Consider the following 18,514-nt stretch of genomic DNA (forward strand, 5'->3'; position numbering starts at 1 on the left):
TAACATAGACAACCACAACCTCACCGACACCCACCACTTTCCACGAGCAACTCCGCCATAGTTGCTACTTTTAAATACTGAATAAAAATTCGACCATCTCCTTTTATTCTAGCTATTTTCTTATCTCGCAATGTCAAATCATCCATCGTGTCATTTCTAATACCCGGCCCCAAATTAGTTAGCCTCCCCACCAATCTGGCATCCAACTTCACCTGTTGCCATTTACCATCCTTTTCAATAAACTGGGTATAGGGTTGATAAGGTTTACCCAGCGCTAACATACGCTCACAGGTATAAGCAGTCGCCACAATAAACCATCTACCATCCGGGTAGCGATCTATCAGAATTGGCACATAAGGCTGTATCCAAATGGGCGGGGTATGCTCTACTGCAGCACCATTCACCATTAACACCCACTCCATTACTTCCCCACCGCCCTCGCCCCAAGGGCCAACTCCATTTATCCAGTTAAAATTTCTGACCGAAATGATTTTCCCGGACTCCAGTTGCACCTCTTCCTTCCAGCTAACCGGCCACCATGCCCTGATAACCAAACAACAAACAAGCAATGCAATGAACACCAATGCACCACGTATCTTATCCGCCAACAACCACTGCCATATTCTTTGCATGATTTATCCACTCAACAAAACGAGTCATTAAAAACTTCAGCACCCTTTATCGCTCCCGTAATCCCTCACTCGCATACTCCTGTAAAGGGCTCAGGAAATAACTGATCACTCTGCGCTTGCCTGTTTTTATTTCCGTACTCACCACCATGCCTGAGGTCAGATTTACCCGGGTACCATCGATATCCAGATGGGTCTGTTTCAACTTCACCCGGGCCTGATAAATCAGCCCTTTCTTTTCATCCTGTATGGCATCGTGGCTGACACTTTCCACCGTGCCTTGCAAATAGCCGTAACGGGTATAGGGGAAGCTTTCTATCTTGATGGTGGCACTCTGCCCGGGTTTGACGAAGCCAATGTCCTTGTTTTCCACCTGTGCTTCGACCTCCAGGGTTTCGTTGTCCGGCACAATCGCCATCAAGGCCTCCGCTTCTTTCACCACCCCGCCGACGGTATGGATCGCCAGTTGCTGCACGGTGCCGGTGACCGGTGCAGTCAAGCGGGTCAAGGCCTTGCGCTGACCGGTTTTCTTGGTGTCTTCGCCGGACTGGGTAATCTGGTCCTGTGCGGCGCGCAGCTTGTCCAGAGCATCGCTCTTGAAGTTTGCCGTCAGCGAGTTCAGCTCTTTTTGCTGATTGGCGATGGCGGCGCTGATTTCACGCAGACGGCTACGCTGGGTGGCCAAGTCCCCCTGTTGCTCGATACGGTTTTGTTCTTTTTCCAGATAGGCGTGTTTGGAGATGTAGTTATCCGCCAGCAAACCCTGGTAGTCCTTCTCCCGGTCCTGGGCAATCTTTACCGTTGCTTCCAGTTTGGCCACCTGCTGGCGCGTGGTATTCAGTTCGGCCTCGCGTTGTTGCAAGGTGGCGTTGAGCGCCTCCCGCTTGGCCTGAAATGCCTGCCATTGACCGACTGCCAGTGTTTCTTCAGCCAATCTTTGGGTTTCGGTCACCCCTTCCACCTTACCCAGCTGTGGCAACTGGCCGGCTTGCAGCGCAACCAGCAAGGACTGATAACGGGCGGCTGCCAGATTGGCGACATCCAGTGCTTCGTCGGCTTTCTGGTAATCAGCACTGGCACTGGTGGCATCCAGTTCGATCAGGAGCTGATCTGCCTTCACATGTTGGCCATCCTTGACATAAATAGCCTTTACCACGGCGGTTTCCAGCGGCTGGACGACTTTGGTGCGCCCTCCCACCAGGGTTTTGCCGTTGGCGACGGCGACCACGTCCAGTTGCCCCACGCAGGCCCAGAGCATGGCAACGAGGAACAAAGCCACGATGATGCGCATGCTCCAGCGCGGCGCTGGCGAAACCGGGCTATCGGTCAACTCCAGGTGAGCAGGCAGAAAGGCAAGCTCCTGCTCCTGCCGCTGCGGCGGGTCCAGCGTATCGCGCAGCGACCAACTGACCTGGAATGCCTGACAGTAGCGTTGAATAAAGTCGGCAGCACCTTGCAGTAGATGTTTCATGCTGTTTTATCCTTGCTGCAGACTGTGAAGATGGGCGTAGTAACCATCGGGTTTACGCAGCAGTTCTTCGTGCTGGCCACTCTCGACAATCCTGCCTTTGTCCATGGCAATGATGCGGTGGGCCCCCCGCACGGTAGACAGGCGGTGGGCGATGATGATGACGGTACGGTTCTGGCAGATGGCGCGCATGTTCTGCATGACTGCACGTTCGGATTCGTAATCCAGTGCGCTGGTCGCTTCGTCCAGAATCAGGATGCGCGGATTGGTGACCAAGGCACGGGCAATGGCGATGCGCTGGCGTTGCCCACCGGAAAGGCTGGCACCATGCTCACCCACCATGGTGTCGTAGCCTTCTGCCAGTTCCATGATGAAGTCGTGCGCGCCTGCCAGCTTGGCAGCCTGAATCACACCTTCAAGCGGCATGCCGGGATCAGACAGGGCGATGTTGTCGCGAATGGAGCGGTTGAACAGCAGGTTTTCTTGCAGTACCACGCCGATTTGCCGGCGCAACCAGGCAGGGTCAGCCAGCGCCAAGTCATTGCCATCCACCAGTACCCGCCCACCCTCTGGCACATACAGCCTTTGTACCAATTTAGTCAGCGTGCTTTTGCCCGAGCCGGAACGGCCGACAATGCCGACGGTTTCACCAGGACGGATATCCAGCGACAGTTGTTTGAGGATTTCCGGGCCATCTGGCCGGTAACGGAACACCACATCTTCGAAGCTGATGCGCCCCTGAATTTGTGGCAAAGCAGCGCGGCTGGCCGGCAGTTCGGTGCGGGTATTGAGAATGTCCCCCAGCCGCTCCACCGAAATCCCGACCTGCTGGAAGTCCTGCCACAGCTGCGCCAACCGGATAACCGGGGCGGCGACCTGGCCGGCCAGCATATTGAAGGCCACCAGTTGGCCAACGGACAAATCACCAGCAATCACCAGCCGTGCACCCAGCCACAGCGTGGCGACAGTGACCAGTTTCTGAATGAGCTGTACGCCATGCTGGCCGATATTGGCCAGGCGGGTTACCCGGAAACCAGCCGCGACATAGGCCGCCAGTTGCTGATCCCAGCGACGGGTCATCTGTGGTTCCACCGCCATGGCCTTGATGGTGCCGATGCCGCTGACCGACTCCACCAGAAATGACTGGTTATCCGCCCCACGGGCGAACTTCTCGTCCAGCCGCCGGCGCAGTACCGGTGTCAGCGATGCCGACCACAAGGCATAGCAAGGCAGCGACACGATGACAATCAGCGTCAACCAGCCACTGTAGTAAAACATCACCGCCAGGAAGACAAAGGAGAACAGCAGGTCCAACACACTAGTCAGTGCCTGGCCTGTCAGGAAGTTACGGATGTTCTCCAGCTCGCGCACCCGCGCTACCGTATCCCCTACCCGCCGCGCCTCGAAGTAGGACAAGGGCAGCGTCAGCAAATGCCGGAACAAGCGTGCGCCCAGCTCCACATCGATACGATTGGTGGTGTGGGAAAACACATAATTGCGCAGGGTGGACAGGATGATGTCGAACAGGGAAATCACCAGCAGCCCGACAGCAATCACATCCAGTGTGGTAAAGCCCCGGTGCACCAGCACCTTGTCCATCACCACCTGGAAGAACAAGGGGGTGATCAAGGCAAACAACTGCAGGATGAAAGACACCCCCAGCACTTCCAGCAGCAGCTTGCGGTATTTGATGACAGCCGGCACAAACCAGGTGAAGTCAAAGCGGGCCAGACTGGCGGCGACGGAAGCACGTGAGGCCACCACCAGCAAACGACCGCTATAGCGTTCTGCCAGACCAGCCATATCCAGCACCACCGGCTTGCCTTGCTTCAGGTCGTGGATCAGCACTTTGTCCTGATCCACTCGCGCGATGATGAAATGCTCCCCGGTTTGACTCAATGCCAAAGCCGGCAGCGCGGCATATGCCAACCGATCTAGCGGTTGGCGGATGATGCGGGCCCTGAGCTCCAAGGACTTGGCGGCCAGCAGCAGATCCGATTCCGTGAAAGGCTGCCCACGCTGGCCATACTGGTGAATCAACTGGGCAGGGTCGGCGGCTACACCATGGAATTGCGCTAACAGTACCAAGCCAATAAGGCCGGTATCGCTCACCGTTTGCGTGTCAGACTCAGTACTCAAACGCGGCGGGTCTACGTGTGACATGTAAAGTTTCTTAACATTAATTAACAATTAATGCGAAGGGTACTCCACTCATTATGACAGTCAAGTAATGTCAGTCACAAATCGAACACAATTCGTCATAATCAGGATATGAAAACAACATGGCAGTAAATGATTGCCCCCCGCATTGAATGGCACGTGACTTAGAGTCCAATCCACTCACACTGAAGAACAGATCATCAGCGCTCTGCACGAAGAGGAAGCGGGAATGCCTGTTGCAGAGTTGTGCCGCAAGCACACTTCCTCGGAAGCCAGCCATTACCTCTAACGCAACAAATTCGGCAGTATGAATGTCCCCGAGGACAAGCGCCTCAAGAAGCTGGAGACCGAGAATGCGCGCTTGAAGAAACTGCTGGCAGAGACCATGCTTGAGAACAAAATTGCCAAAGAGGCTCTGCAAAATAAGTGGTAAGCGCACCGTCACGGCGGGAGCTGGTGCGCCCTCTGGTGGGCAAAGGACTCAGCGAGCGTCGATCGCTACATCTAGCCAGCATGAGCCCCTGTTCATTTCGCTACAAGCCCACTACCGACCGTAATGCTGCCTTGAAAGTGCAGATCATTGCGCTCGCACAATGGCACCGTCGCTACGGAGCCCGCATGATCTATTTGAAGCTGCGGCAGTGCGCATGGTAGTCCATCGCACGCGGGTTGGATCGACTCTATGCCGAGGTGGGTTTGCAAATTCGACTGTGCAAGCGCAAGAAAATCCCCTTGGCAGACCGTCACCCGCTGGCTCGCCCTTTGGCACCAATCAGGTCTAGTCGATGGACCTCGTGCTCGACCAGACGGCAGAGGGTCGTATCATCAAGAATTTGACGGTGGTCAATGATGCCATGCATGAGGCAGTGACCATTGTTCCGGAACACGCGATGGGATGTCAGCATCTGACCCGCACCTTCGATCAGGTGGCGAAGACACGTGGCTTGCCCAAAGCCATCCGGACCGATAACAGCAAGGAGTTCTGCAGTCGCGCCATGCTCACCTAGGCGTCAACTCTTCCTCATCGAACCGGGCAAGCCCAATCAGAGCACTGATATCGAATCTTTCAACGTGCGTTTCCGGGATGAGTGCCTGAACGAACACTGGTTCACTCGCCTGCACCATGCCCAGGTTGTTATCGAAGCCTGGCGTAGGGAATACAACAACGAAAGGCCCAAGAAAGCACTGGATGGTTTGACACCGGCAGTCTATGCCAAATCGTTTACAGAAAAATTAGGTAAATTAAGCTCGGACTTTAAAGCCCTCTGTTACTGACAGTGGAGGGATGTCGTATCTACGGCATTCTGCTTGCTTGTGTCGTAAGCAATTCAACAAATGCATCAACCGGCACTGGACGACTCAGCAGGTAGCCCTGATACAGATCACAGTGAATGCTTTGCAGGAAATCAAGCTGCGCCCGGGTTTCCACCCCCTCAGCAATGACTTCAAACCCCATGGTATCTGCAAGTGCCACAATCGTTTTGGCAATGGCTGCATCATTTGGGTCACTGAGGATTTCCTTGACAAAGGACTGATCAATTTTCAGCTGATCAATGGGCAGGCGCTTCAGGTAGTTGAGAGAAGAATAGCCAGAACCGAAATCATCTAGTGAGAATTTCAGACCCAGTGCTTTCAATGCACACATTTTTACAACGGTAGCAGGAAGGTCATCCAGAAATAGGCTTTCAGTAATTTCGAGCTTCAGGTTCATACCATCACATTCATGTTCATCCAGAATGGCTTTGACATGCTCGACAAAATTTTCCTGCCGCATTTGCTGTGCACTGACATTAACCGCAATCGAGATGCTTTCGGCTTCACCGGCAAGACGCCACTGACGCAGCTGCATGCATACCTGCTCCAGCACCCAACTTCCCATTTGCACGATAAACCCCGTTTCCTCTGCTAGAGGTATGAATTTAGCGGGTGAAATCATGCCCAGGCGAGAATGCTGCCATCTTAACAGGGCTTCAGCCCCAATAATCCGCCCTGCACTATTCCACTGCGGCTGGTAATAAATCACCAGTTCACGATTGGCAATGCTATTTTTTAGCTCACTTTCCAGCGCTACCCTTTCCAATACCGCTTTTTGCATTTCAGGATCATAAAAGCAGAGTGCGTCTCGGCCCATTCTTTTGGCTTGATACATAGCCAAATCGGCTTCTTTGAGTAACTCCTCAGGAGTGGTGTTATGTAGACCAAACAAAGTTACTCCAATACTGGGAGTAATTCTTAATGTCTCGTTGCGGATATCCAATGTAGCACTAATTGCTTCACGCACCTTCTCACCAGCACTTCGGGCACTCTGGGTGGCATCGAAAATGCTCGAGCTGGAAAACTCTTGCATAATGACAAACTCATCACCACCAAAACGCGCTACCGTATCATTACTCCTGACGCAATCACGCAAGCGCAGTGCGGTCTGCTGTAATAAAAGGTCACCGATATCATGCCCTAAAGTGTCATTGATATCTTTGAAACCATCCAGATCTATAAAATACAGGGCACCAATCTTCCCGGATTGTACGCAGGACTTTATCGCATGGTGTAAGCGGTCGATCAGCAGCTCCCGATTAGCCAGACCGGTCAGCTTGTCAGAAAAGGACAGACGCAAAATTTCTTCTTCATTTCTTTTCTTTTCTGTTGCATCAAGAATAGTGGCAACATAGTTACTGATTTCCCCATCATCGCCCAAAACGGTATTATAAGACATAATGCCGGGAAAGAAGTTACCACTTTTGTGACGCCCCCAAGCCTCTCCCTGCCACTTGCCTTCTCGGATAATCTTGTCCCACATGTTTTTATAAAAATCCTGATTATGCTGAGAGGACTCAAGCAGAGCAATACTCTTACCAATTACATCGTGAGAAGAATAGCCAGTAATTCTTGAAAAAGATGAATTAGTTGCAATAATTTTTGTATTTTTATCAGTAATAACTACCCCTTCGGCACTACTTTCGAAAAAAGTTGCCGCCTGCCTTAGGTCATCTTCCATTTTCTTGCGGTCAGTAATATCCAGCATCAAGCCGACCAAGCCACCAACCGTTCCATCCTTATTGGTAAAAGTCGCCTTGTGAAAAATTACATCACGATATCCAACATCAGCATATAAAACTTTGCTTTCATAGATTTCAGAGCCAGGATGTTTGAACAAGCGGATATCTGACTCAACATAGGAATCGGCCAGCTCTTTAGGTGCGATATCATAAGGTGTCTTGCCGATCAGCTCGGCAGATGTCATTCCGATATAGGCCTCGAACGCTTTATTGCAACCGAGGTAACGAAAGTCCTTGTCCTTGTAAAAGACAGGACCGGGGATGGCATCAATTAGCTGTTCTTCAAAATGCAGCTGCTGCGATAGCTCGACCGTCCTGGCGCGTACTTTTTCTTCAAGAATTTCATGATGTCTGAGCAGTTCGTTCTCGGCATTTTTGAAGCGACTCCGATCTTCCAACATCCATACCATGCCATGTGTAACATCATGAGCACGGGTGGCGTATCCGATCACATTGACCCACACGGCCTCACGTGTTCTGGAATACAAATAAAGCTCCCGATGGAAAGCCCTCCCACCATCTTGCAGGGTCGCTACCTCATCCAGAAAATCAGCATATTCTTGCGGTGAAGAAAACAATATTCCAGGCGAACTTTCCGTTGCATCCGGATACTGAAAAATTTCAACAAACTTATGATTATGCCTGACAATCCTACCTTCATTGATAAATACAATAGCGACCGGGGCATTTTCCATGAATAACTCGATAAATTCAACAGAATTACGTAAGGCCTCTGTCCTCTCTTTTACCTGCTCCTCAAGCAAATACGTACTCTGAAATAATTTATAATCGGTATTTTTGGCGTTGACATTACTCTCGACCTGATACATCAGCGCATTGATAATCTTGTTCCGGCGCTGTATTTCTTCCAGCAAGCCAGCATTGTCATCAAGCTCGCACCGGATATCTAGCATATCCATCATGGCCGCCTCCTGCTGCTGATTGCAACACCGGTAAAGGTTTGATTGACGTGAATCCCCATGTATTGCTCACCATAAGTACCAAAGCCAAAAACCCTATACTGTTCCATCAAGCAGCTAACCTCCTGCTGCAAAGCCTTCTGCCGGACTTCCACACCCCTTAGCACGCAGTCAAAACCAAATATCAAGCTGACACTACCGATTCGTTGTTCGATTCTTTCAAACGACTCTCTTGTTACCTTGACAAGATCACTTCCAGTGGCCAGCTCGAAAACAATTCCATTGTCAATGGCACAGAAAAATGTCAACGAACCATCACTGTTGACGTTTCGTATCGAACGGACAAACTCCCCCCCTCCAATCTTGACTACCACGGGATAATTGGCAAAGGAGAAGGGAGAGAGCGTTTTGTCGTCAATACCCATGGCTCTGGCGTACTCAGCAGAGGCTGGGAAGCCGTTTATTTCGTAAACAATCCGTGATTTCGGTGCAGTATCAGTCACCACAAGCTTGCGTTCATTACTAATGAAATGCTGAGTTTTAAATACCTCGAAGATGAAGGGAGTCGTCACCAGCAACAAGACTGCCGCATCTTGCTCGAATCTTCCATTGAAGTAGATAAAAGTGGACTTGAAATGCAGATCGTCTCCTGCCGAGCCACCGACCAGGGCAATACCACCCAGGCCTTCGTAAAACGCCTTTGCCACATGCTCTTCGCTAGAAGAGATTCCATCAATCAACATGATCGAAAAAGTATTTTCAGCCGACACATGTGGCAGCCTGTGACGCAGTTTGTTTTTCAGCGAAAAGGCCATTTTATGGTTAGCCGTATAATCGGATTTTGATACATCACGAATGATGTCAACCTCGAAATCCATCATTTCTCGGTGAAAGGAAATGCCAACAATCGAATTGTCATGACAGCCACCAGGGCCAATTTCCCCTGCAGAGGTACAGCCAATCACACAACATCCGGCAAAATTTCGTTCAATTTCCCGAGACACCACATCCAAATCATACTGCGTCGAAATATACAAAATAACCAGCACTACATCCGCATGCATGATAGAGCACGCAATATGTTCCAGTGCAGCTACAGGATCTGGCGAATTGCTCCAGGATTTATTTATGTGCTTGGTATTTTCATCTGGCTTAATGGTTTGCATTGTTTGCCTCAATATTAATGTGCAAATTTCAGCTTTCTTCTACTACCACATCGCCATGTCACAACTAGTCGTTGGCCAAGCACTAGCGCTAGTCAACAACGCAGACAAGGATGCAGCCATCAGTCCTTTGACTACCTAGCTGTTGCTTGGCCTGCAAGTGACAATTTCCATTGCCAGTACCTACTAGTAGGCATTGGTGGCACGTTGGCTAGATCTGCAGCAAGTCGCCAGTTTCCTGCCGAAATGAACATCTCAGGGCTCAATAAAAGAACACCCAAGCCACCGGAGGATGGATTGGGTGCCTGAAAATATGCTCGCTCGCCTACGGTTACATCACCAAGTGGACACTTGATGCTTTACTATAGCTGTAGAAATCCACATTGCATTGGATTTTGTTACCCCATGCCCAAAAAGAAAAACCGCCACGTGGGCGGCTAATGAGATGAGACATCTCAGGCTGGTGCTGCAAGGGGCAGCTTTATCACTATAGCAGTTGATACCGTGATGCCAAGAGGAAATACAAGGCAGACACACCAACACCGATCTTCCTGATGCCGAAAAGGGGTATTGTTTGACTGACAAACCGACAACAGCCCCACTAGGAGCCTCCCGCCTACGCATGGGCAACACGTGCCTAAGACGCTGGGCCGCAATATGCACAATGGCGGGCCTTATCTTGATCAGCACAAGCTGGGCTCCACTTGCCATAGCAATAGAAACCGTACGGTTTCCAGACTACCCAGACCCGAACAAAAGCTTCTTTCGCGCAGCACTGCAATTGGCACTAGACAAGAGTGGGCATGCTTACCAGTTGGCGGCCATCAAGTCAGAAATGCTGCAAGGGCGCTCGATTGCACAAGCAATGAAGCCCGCAGGAGGTATTGATGTGCTATGGAGTATGACCACGCGCGAACGCGAAGCAATGCTGCTGCCGGTTCGCTTTCCTATAGACCGTGGACTATTGGGATGGAGAATTGCACTCGTACGAAAAGACAAGGCATCACAGTTTGCTCGTATCGATTCATTACAAGCGTTACGCTACTTCACGGCAGGACAAGAACACGATTGGCCTGATTACAGTATCCTGCGACACAATGGCCTGCCCGTGATCGCAGGTGGAGATTATGCTTCGCTGTTTTCCATGCTAGCCAATAGCCGTTTCGACTATTTCCCACGTGGTATCACTGAGGCGTGGTCCGAAGTGAATCAGTGGCCCCAGCTCAACTTGACTATCGAACCATTCCTGGTGTTGCACTACCCTGCTGCCGAATATTTTTTTGTTACCCCCAGCAAACCAGCCTTGGCAGAAGATATCCGAATCGGGCTGACCAGAGCACAGGCTGACGGCAGCTTCGACAAGCTATTCCATTCGCATTTCGATCCACTACTTCGCAAGGCAAATCTGATAAAACGGCACACTATTGAATTGACTCTGCCGCCGGAGGATACCGTTAATCTGTTACCACCTAAGTCCCCATGGTGGTATCAGCCGCGATAGAAATCGAACCAGCGTCTCAATGCGACACTCATCTCCCTGGCCAAACCAATAAAACCCATTCTGCCCAGGGAAATACTCAAGCCGTGATTCAAAGCTTGTAATGACGTAACGTAGCAATCTGCTGCTGTGCCAGCTCAGCCAGCCGTTGTGCACTACTGGCTGCCTCCTGCGCTGCCGCAGATGACTCCTCTGTCATCTGTGCAATGCGCTCCACCTGTGCCGCAATATTGTTGGTCGCATTACCCTGCTCTTTGATCGCACCAGATATTTCTGAAACCATGTGTACCGTGTTTCCAGTAGCGTCACCAATTTGCCTGATCGCTTGGTCAGCATGATCAGCACGCGACACCCCATTACGCACCAACTCTTCCGCACCGTGCATCTGTCCTGAGGCTTGCCGGGACCGATCACGCATAGCGTTTATGGTTCCAGAAATCTCCTGAGTCGAACTAGACGTTCGCTCTGCCAACTGACGCACCTCATCAGCCACCACAGCAAACCCCCTCCCCATCTCACCAGCCCGTGCTGCTTCAATGGCTGCATTCAGTGCTAGCAGGTTAGTTTGGTCTGCAATGTCCTTGATCACACCAACAATGGTATCTACTTGAGCACTGTACGTGTCCAGTTCACGGATACTGCTCGCCGCATGATCAACTGCATGCGAAATTTCGCGGATATCCTGAATGGTTTGAGAGATTGTCTGGGAACCATTAATTGCGAGGTCACCTGCACTTTGCGCCAGGTTTCGTGATTCCTCTGCACGCTCAGCGACATGATTGACACTAACCGTCATTTGCTCAATGGTCGCAGCCATACTAGCCGATGAAGCACTTTGTGAGTCAGCTGCGGTAGCAACCTGAGTTGCGGCTTGAGACAAGCTCTGCGAGGAGCTGGCAACTTCATTTGCTCCCACAAGGATAGACTTCATATTCCTTTGCAGTCCATCCAGTAGCGCATTGAAAGCCTCTGCAGTCTGACTGATCTCATCCTTGTTCTCTACATGGGCACGCTGGGTAAAATCAAGTGAAGTGCTCACCGTTTGCAAGGTGTTACGAATACTGGTCAGGCCGCTTTGAATGGTACGAAACAGGGTAAAACCCATACAAGCAACAACGAATAATACGGCAAGAATCACAACAACTGTCTGAACTGTTGAAGTTGAAACAGATTTCTTGTTTTCTTCAAGCGTAGCATTTGTTAGTTTAACGTTGTTGTCAATATGATCAATCAGCGCTTTTCTGAAAATACCTGCCGTTTCTGCCATCACTCCAGTCACCAGTTTCTTTGCTTCCTCATCATCATGCCCAGTAACCAACAATGAAAAATATTTCTTTGACGCCTCATGATAAACGCCGATCTTGGCACGATCATCATTTAGTAGGGCGCGATCTTGATCATTCGAAATATCATTTTTCTCATAGCTTGCGAGCGCATCATCTAACTTTCTGAATGCGGACTCAGCCTCCTCTGCGGCAGCCTTCCTAACCCCCAAATCTGTAGAACTAGCACCCTTTATAATTGCGCCTCGCACGTCCATGAAGGCGTAAGTCGCATCATTTAGATCTTTTACACTTGGGATAAAATTATCAATTTGATCTGCAAATAATTGAGTAGATGACCTCAGCTCATAAATACCAAGGCTGCCAATAGCGAGCAGACCAAGCATAGCAATGCCAAGAGTAATAAGTAGTTTCTTGATAATCGTCATCACGCTTCCTTTGCAGAACAAAATTTTATACTTACCAGTATTCACCATTTCATGCTGAAAGCAAGGACTACTACGTCATCATCAGGTACCAAAATAAGGAGACTAAACATCACATACGACAGACAATAGCGGCAGCGTAATTAGAAGGTCGCGCTCTGCTTGAAGAAGGCAAAGCAAGATTTCAATGCCGCCTGTTGTTTGGCTCCCCGTGTGATGAACTCCAGACCGTACGCCTCACCAGAATCTTTGGTCTGCACCCACATCACCCGGGCCTCCATCTCCAGCGGGGCCTGGGAGCGATACTCCTCAATACGGTCGTACGGCATCAGGATCAGCAGCTGCATACGACTACCCTGCGACAGGCCCAGCGCCACCGGCAGGCGTAGGCGCAAGCCGGACAGACTGAAGTCCTCGGTAATCGCATCCCGCCACTGCGCGCCATGCTTTACCTGCACCAGGATGTGCTGCTGCAGGCGTGGCAGCTTCCGGTTTTCATTCTCCGCCGGCTGCACCATGACGCTCTGATCAAACTGGAATTGCTCCATGATGTTGCGCAAACTGGTCGAGGCCTGATACAGCACCTGGCTGATGACACTGGTGGTATGCATCTTGTAGGCATTCTCGCTCATGGTATTCAACAGGACTTCCAGCTGCGCGCGCATGCTGTCGATACGGAGCATCTGCTCCTGGCTGGCCTGGCCGATCAGCTTGGCCACATCCACATTGCCTTCAATGTCGGCCACCAGGCTGCCAATGGTGGCACGGGCCTGCTCGGCCCTTTCCATTCCCAGGTGGGTACGGCTGATGATGCCTTGCACCGACACGGTATTTTCCTGAATCAACTGGCCGAGGCTGGCGATAATCTGGGTAATTTCACCGGTGGAGCGGGCCGCATCTTGCGCCAGCTTGCGAACCTCGTCGGCCACCACCGCAAAGCCACGGCCATGTTCGCCGGCACGCGCCGCCTCGATCGCGGCGTTCAGGGCCAGCAGATTGGTCTTCTCGGTAATGCCGGCAATGGTCTGGGTGATCAGCTGTATTTTCTGATTGGCCTCGCCCAGCGCCAGGATCTTGGTTTCCGCGTCCTGCGCCTGCGCCTGCGCCACACCCATGCCCATTTCCCGGATGTTATCCCGCATCGCCCCCATGCCCTGATGCGCACTCTGCCTTGCCTTGTCGGCATTTTCCCCAACCTGCAGCGCCATTTGCAGGACTTGCCCGGCAGTCTGCGCCAGATCCGATGTTGCCAGGCGCACCTCGGCAGAATGATCCTGCTCTGCCTGCGTTGTATCGGAGATATGATCTGAAATATCGGATATCTGATAGGAAGACTGCGCAACCTGCTTGGTCCCCAAGTCAATCTGGCGCATATGCAGGGTCAGTTGCGCGGTCATCTCCCGCATGCTGGCCAGCAGGCTGTTCGCATCGCCGGACTTGTCAACGATCTGCACCCCAAGGTTGCCGCCGGCAATGGCGCCGGCGATGCTTGCAGCATAAGCGGGCTCGCCACCCAGCGTCTTGATCAGCCGGCGATACTGCAGGCGGCTGACCAACAGAACGCTCAGGATGGTCAGAATGGCGATCAGGGCATTGACCAGCAGCGCGTTGTCGATGATTTTTTCCTTGGCGCTGCTCGTTTCCCGGCTTTTCTGCACCAGAGTCGCGGCCAGCTTGTCCAGATGCTGGTTGATCGCCTCGGTGGAGTCGTCAAAACCGCTGCCCTTGGCTTTCATGATGGCATTGCCGGCATCCCTGCCCTGATGAATATAGACTTCCGCCATGCGCACACCAGTCTGGTGCAGCCCCTGCACCAGCGGCTTGAGCTGGCTGACGGCCTCGGCCTGCTCCGGCAGCAGTTTGTGCAGGGTATCCAGGTTCTGCATGGCTTGCTGGCGGTTGCTTTCGGCATCCCGGTAATCGTCGGCCCCCTCGCCGGTGGCGGCGGCATCAGTCAAAAATTGCTGGATTTGCACGATGTTGTAGCGGGTTTCCTTGAAGATCAGGCTGGCCTGGCTATAGACCTGGACCTGGTCATCCGCCTTTCTTTGCAGGGTATTGGTCCACAACGAAATTACACTACCGGTCAGCAGCAACAAGGCCACCAGCAGCGCTCCCCAGATCATCGTCTTTCTCACCGACATGAATTATTCCCAGCTAGTGCCAATATAAAATTCAATGCCACCAGATAAATTACACTGTTGGAGAGTTGAGCAAAATTTCGTTAAATTTATCAATAGGAACAGGTGGACTAAATAGATAGCCCTGCATTTCATTACAATTTAAATGCGACAAAAATTCTAATTGGAGAACTGTTTCTACCCCTTCGGCGAGCACACTCATTCCCAGGTCATGACCAAGATTGATAACGGAACGTACTATTGTTTCATCGTCATGATCTGCGGAGATACCACGCACAAATGACTGATCTATTTTCAAGGTATCAATCGGAAAACGCTTCAAATAATTCAGACTTGAATAGCCTGTACCAAAATCGTCGAGAGAGAGCTTAACACCAAGTTTCTTGAGTGCGATCAATATTGAAGTAGCGCACTCCGGGCTGATCATCAGCGCACTTTCTGTCACTTCAAGATTTAACAAATTTGGATTAACATTATAGATTCTAATCAACTGCTCAAGCCGCTCTGCCAACCCTTCCTGTTGTAGCTGGCGGACAGATAAGTTAACAGATAGTACTAAATCTGACCGTCCCATTTCAGCCCATTTCTTTAGCTGCATACATGCCGACTCAAACACCCAGTCACCAATAGGAATAATCAGCCCGGCCTCCTCAACTAAGGGAATAAATGCCCCTGGAGGCACCATTCCACGGATAGGATGACGCCAACGAATCAGTGCTTCAGCTCCGATAATTTGTCTAGTAGGAATATCAAGTTGAGGCTGGTAAAAGAGTTCAAATTCCTTACGTTCAATTGCCTGATGTAGTTCAGCCTCCAATTCAAGGCACTCCAACATTCGCGTATTCATGTGCGGCGCATAATACTGAAAACAATTGCCACCCAACTCCTTCGCACGGTACATTGCTACATCCGCATTTTTAATGAGCTCACGTGCCGTTTCCCCATCTTCGGGATATAGTGCAATTCCCAAACTCCCCGTGACCACCATGTTATAACCCATGATCTTCATGGGTTGTCTGATCGCCGTAAGTAGCTTATCAGCCAGTCTGGCAACATCATCGCGCGAGTTAAGATCCAACAAGATCACCATAAACTCGTCCCCACCGAGACGAGCAACAGTATCCCCCTCTCTGACCAGCGCACTCAAGATAATAGCAATCTCCCGAAGTAGGGAATCTCCGGTTTCGTGCGTCAGTCCATCATTAATCGTTTTAAAACGATCCAAATCCAGTAACAAGGTGGCGGCCAATGATCCGGTACGGTGAGCATGTGCAATTGCTTGACCAATACGGTCATTCAACAATTGACGATTTGCCAGTCCAGTCAACTTATCATGCGTAGCCAAGTGGCTGAGCTCAGCCTCAATTTTCTTCTGCTCAGTAATATCGCGAAAGGCACCGTAATAAAAACCATCAGGCAACTGAACTGCATTCACATCGACAGGCACCGTCGTACCATCTTTACGTAATACTTCCGTCTCAATTCTGACAAAATCCTTCTGTGTCAGGGCTTGAGTTACCGAACTCCAGCGCGCCCCATTGTCAACAGAAACATTAGCAACACATAACTCCAACAAATGGTCGGCATCATAACCAAGCATGTTAACAGCCTGAACATTGGCATAGACCAATTTACCAGTAACATCGGCGATCATCACCGCATCTGCAGCATGATCCAGCACAGTGCGATAACGCTGCTCACTTGCCTGATGCTCCGTTACCGCCTTTTGTCGAGCCAATTCAGTACGTAATGCATACATTCCAAATGCTAAATCATTGGCCAGTTGTTTAAGCAAATCAATTTCATCAGGCAAAAAAGCATTCACTTCAGTAGCATAGATAACCAGTACAGCTAATGTCTGACCATTCGCAATAAGTGGCAAAGCCATGCATGATTGATATCCATGATCAGTAGCGATATCACGCCACGGAAATACGGATGGGTCTGCCTTAATATTCTGAACCACCTGAGTTTCTTGTGAAGAGATTGCTTTGCTTGCCGGCCCTGATCCATAGGACTTCATTCCTTGACTCAAACGGACGGCGGTCAAATAGTCTTCAGTATCTCCAGCTTGAGCAATTGGCTGAATAAACTGGAAATTATCATCAATAGCAGTACCTACCCATGCCATTGCATAGTTACCCACTCTGACAATCAGCTCACAGATTGCGTAAAGTAGCTCTGACTCAACACTCGCATGCACCAATACACCATTACACTCACAAACCAGTAACAATGATCGATTCAGACGTTCCAGGACCTGCTCTGACTCTTTCCGCTGCGTGATATCCTGAATCAACCCTTGCAACCGGACAACCCGCCCAGTTGCATCACAGCGGGCATTCCCTGCCATCGTCACCCATCGATGTGATCCATCCGTTCGAATAACCTCTACATCCAGGATGAATTCTTTTCCTGTCTCCAGGCAATGTGTAATCGCCACGAGCAACTGCGACATGCTACGCTCAGCATAATAAAAAAGAACCGCAGGATAAGCCGCCGGGGGCAAGCTCATATCACGACCATAGATTCGATACACTTCTTCAGACCAGATATGGATGTCTTTTTCCAGGTCCCATTCCCAGAGACCGATCCCGGCAAGTCGCTGCACCTCATGTAGCGTTGTCGCTGCTTCTTTTTTGATAACCAGCATGGCATTTAATTGATCAGCAACTTTCATGAATTCAGAAGGTGCTAATAGCTGAACCATGTCATGGTCTTTGCCCGCAATCGTAGAGTCGACCGCATTTGACAAGGCATTGAGCGACCGTTTTATTTGACCACTAAATCGTTGAATTAGAATAATGCTCAGAAAAATAATTACCAACACCAACGAAATTGGCAGTGTGAGTTTCTTCACTAAGCTCATCACGAAGATAACCGAAGGCTCCCCTGTCGCCACAGATAATCCACTGCGGGTGGAGCGCTTAAAAGCGCCAAGAATAATCAGCCCTTCCTGATAACTGGTGGAAGTCAAGCCTTCAGTAGCAAGCCCCAGTGTATATTGCAATGTAGGCGGAACCATTTTTCCGACATACTTATCAGCCTCATCAGTTCTGGCGACAAAGTGTCCGACCTGATCATAAATGGCAGCAACCCAACCTGACGGTAAGGATTGGCTCTGTGTAAAGCGGGAAAAACGCTCTGCGCGTACAGACAATCCCATGCAATACGCAATTTTTCCATCGACAATGATAGGGACAACGATAATCAGGCGTGGGTTATGCGAACCCACGCGCAAGAAAAGGTCAGATATTTGTGGACGGCCTGTTTTGAAAACACGCTCAATAGTTGGTAAGTTGCTACTCCTAGGCAAGTGATCCCCTAGGGTAATGCGTGTATTCATTAACTCTTGACCGGATCGGTCAAACAGCTCCATGCTGTCACCATAATCCGTCGCCTCGAGGAACTGCTGGGATCGTTTGCGCAGCAATAGCCAATCGGTTGCAATGAGATTTTGGTTAGTCGCGACAAAGCCAAGCAAAGCGCGCTGCGCACCCAACACTTCTGCATCCACTTCATCAGATAGCAGATGTGCCACTTGCATGGCTTGCGTATTGAACTGTTCTCGCTCGGCACTATAAAGTGATATTACACTGGCAATCAGACCAGCCAGTGCCGGTAATACAATTGCGAGCAGAACCCATCGAACCCCAACCCGAATCATGAGATGTCCTATTTGTTATCGTAATTTTTAATCTGCATCTATGATGTGCCATCATTATGCCCGATCATAATGAGTTACACTTTTCCCTTCAAACTAACACGGTG

General features: G+C 50.5%; 9 protein-coding genes and 1 pseudogene. 2 read left to right on the forward strand and 8 right to left on the reverse strand.

Features of this window, described 5'->3' with window-relative positions; all coding sequences use genetic code 11:
• Nucleotides 1-20: 20 nt before the first annotated feature.
• The 3 genes from FAZ30_RS17660 to FAZ30_RS17670 are packed head-to-tail and all read right to left on the reverse strand — an operon-like array spanning nt 21 to nt 4,260.
• Nucleotides 21-632: a hypothetical protein gene (locus FAZ30_RS17660; protein ID WP_137009938.1), complete on the reverse strand. Its 612-nt coding sequence runs from the start codon at nt 630-632 to the stop codon at nt 21-23.
• Nucleotides 633-678: 46 nt separating this feature from the next.
• Nucleotides 679-2,100, reverse strand: coding sequence for an HlyD family type I secretion periplasmic adaptor subunit (locus tag FAZ30_RS17665; RefSeq protein ID WP_137009939.1), 1,422 nt, complete (start codon nt 2,098-2,100; stop codon nt 679-681).
• Between the two features lie 6 nt (nt 2,101-2,106).
• Complete coding sequence (locus FAZ30_RS17670) at nt 2,107-4,260, reverse strand: type I secretion system permease/ATPase (protein ID WP_137009940.1); 2,154 nt, start codon at nt 4,258-4,260, stop codon at nt 2,107-2,109.
• Nucleotides 4,261-4,453: 193 nt separating this feature from the next.
• Here FAZ30_RS17670 and FAZ30_RS17675 point away from each other — a divergent pair.
• Nucleotides 4,454-5,532 (forward strand): annotated as a pseudogene (locus tag FAZ30_RS17675) (IS3 family transposase).
• Nucleotides 5,533-5,551: 19 nt separating this feature from the next.
• Here FAZ30_RS17675 and FAZ30_RS17680 read toward each other — a convergent pair.
• Together FAZ30_RS17680 and FAZ30_RS17685 are read right to left on the reverse strand one after the other, a co-directional pair.
• On the reverse strand, nt 5,552-8,236 hold the full coding sequence (locus tag FAZ30_RS17680; RefSeq protein ID WP_137009941.1) for a sensor domain-containing protein: 2,685 nt from the start codon (nt 8,234-8,236) through the stop codon (nt 5,552-5,554).
• The gene (locus tag FAZ30_RS17685) at nt 8,233-9,399 is read right to left on the reverse strand and encodes an FIST N-terminal domain-containing protein (protein ID WP_137009942.1); all 1,167 of its coding nucleotides are present in this window, start codon (nt 9,397-9,399) and stop codon (nt 8,233-8,235) included. Before FAZ30_RS17685 ends, FAZ30_RS17680 begins: the two co-directional genes overlap by 4 nt.
• 661 nt (nt 9,400-10,060) lie before the next feature.
• On the opposite strand from FAZ30_RS17685, the gene FAZ30_RS17690 reads away from it, so the two are divergent.
• Nucleotides 10,061-10,897 (forward strand): ABC transporter substrate-binding protein, encoded by an 837-nt coding sequence (locus FAZ30_RS17690; RefSeq protein ID WP_137009943.1) that lies wholly within the window; start codon nt 10,061-10,063, stop codon nt 10,895-10,897.
• Nucleotides 10,898-10,985: 88 nt separating this feature from the next.
• Here the strand turns inward: FAZ30_RS17690 and FAZ30_RS17695 are convergent, their stop codons facing one another.
• From FAZ30_RS17695 to FAZ30_RS17705, 3 genes are all read right to left on the reverse strand, one after another.
• A complete protein-coding gene (locus FAZ30_RS17695) occupies nt 10,986-12,605 on the reverse strand; it encodes a methyl-accepting chemotaxis protein (RefSeq protein ID WP_168190875.1) in 1,620 nt (539 codons plus the stop codon).
• Nucleotides 12,606-12,745: 140 nt separating this feature from the next.
• A complete protein-coding gene (locus FAZ30_RS17700; protein ID WP_137009945.1) occupies nt 12,746-14,746 on the reverse strand; it encodes a methyl-accepting chemotaxis protein in 2,001 nt (666 codons plus the stop codon).
• Nucleotides 14,747-14,795: 49 nt separating this feature from the next.
• Nucleotides 14,796-18,410, reverse strand: a complete 3,615-nt coding sequence (locus tag FAZ30_RS17705; RefSeq protein ID WP_137009946.1) for an EAL domain-containing protein — start codon at nt 18,408-18,410, stop codon at nt 14,796-14,798.
• Nucleotides 18,411-18,514 lie beyond the last annotated feature (104 nt).

Source organism: Aquitalea aquatilis (assembly GCF_005155025.1).
Taxonomy (GTDB): Bacteria; Pseudomonadota; Gammaproteobacteria; order Burkholderiales; family Chromobacteriaceae; genus Aquitalea; species Aquitalea aquatilis.

Bases quoted from the DNA above. Each gene is read 5' to 3' on its own strand.
- FAZ30_RS17660 (WP_137009938.1), bottom strand. From the start codon at position 632: ATGCAAAGAATATGGCAGTGGTTGTTGGCGGATAAGATACGTGGTGCA.
- FAZ30_RS17700 (WP_137009945.1), bottom strand. From the start codon at position 14,746: ATGTCGGTGAGAAAGACGATGATCTGGGGAGCGCTGCTGGTGGCCTTG.
- FAZ30_RS17690 (WP_137009943.1), top strand. From the start codon at position 10,061: ATGGCGGGCCTTATCTTGATCAGCACAAGCTGGGCTCCACTTGCCATA.
- FAZ30_RS17670 (WP_137009940.1), bottom strand. From the start codon at position 4,260: ATGTCACACGTAGACCCGCCGCGTTTGAGTACTGAGTCTGACACGCAA.
- FAZ30_RS17665 (WP_137009939.1), bottom strand. From the start codon at position 2,100: ATGAAACATCTACTGCAAGGTGCTGCCGACTTTATTCAACGCTACTGT.
- FAZ30_RS17685 (WP_137009942.1), bottom strand. From the start codon at position 9,399: ATGCAAACCATTAAGCCAGATGAAAATACCAAGCACATAAATAAATCC.
- FAZ30_RS17705 (WP_137009946.1), bottom strand. From the start codon at position 18,410: ATGATTCGGGTTGGGGTTCGATGGGTTCTGCTCGCAATTGTATTACCG.
- FAZ30_RS17680 (WP_137009941.1), bottom strand. From the start codon at position 8,236: ATGATGGATATGCTAGATATCCGGTGCGAGCTTGATGACAATGCTGGC.
- FAZ30_RS17695 (WP_168190875.1), bottom strand. From the start codon at position 12,605: ATGACGATTATCAAGAAACTACTTATTACTCTTGGCATTGCTATGCTT.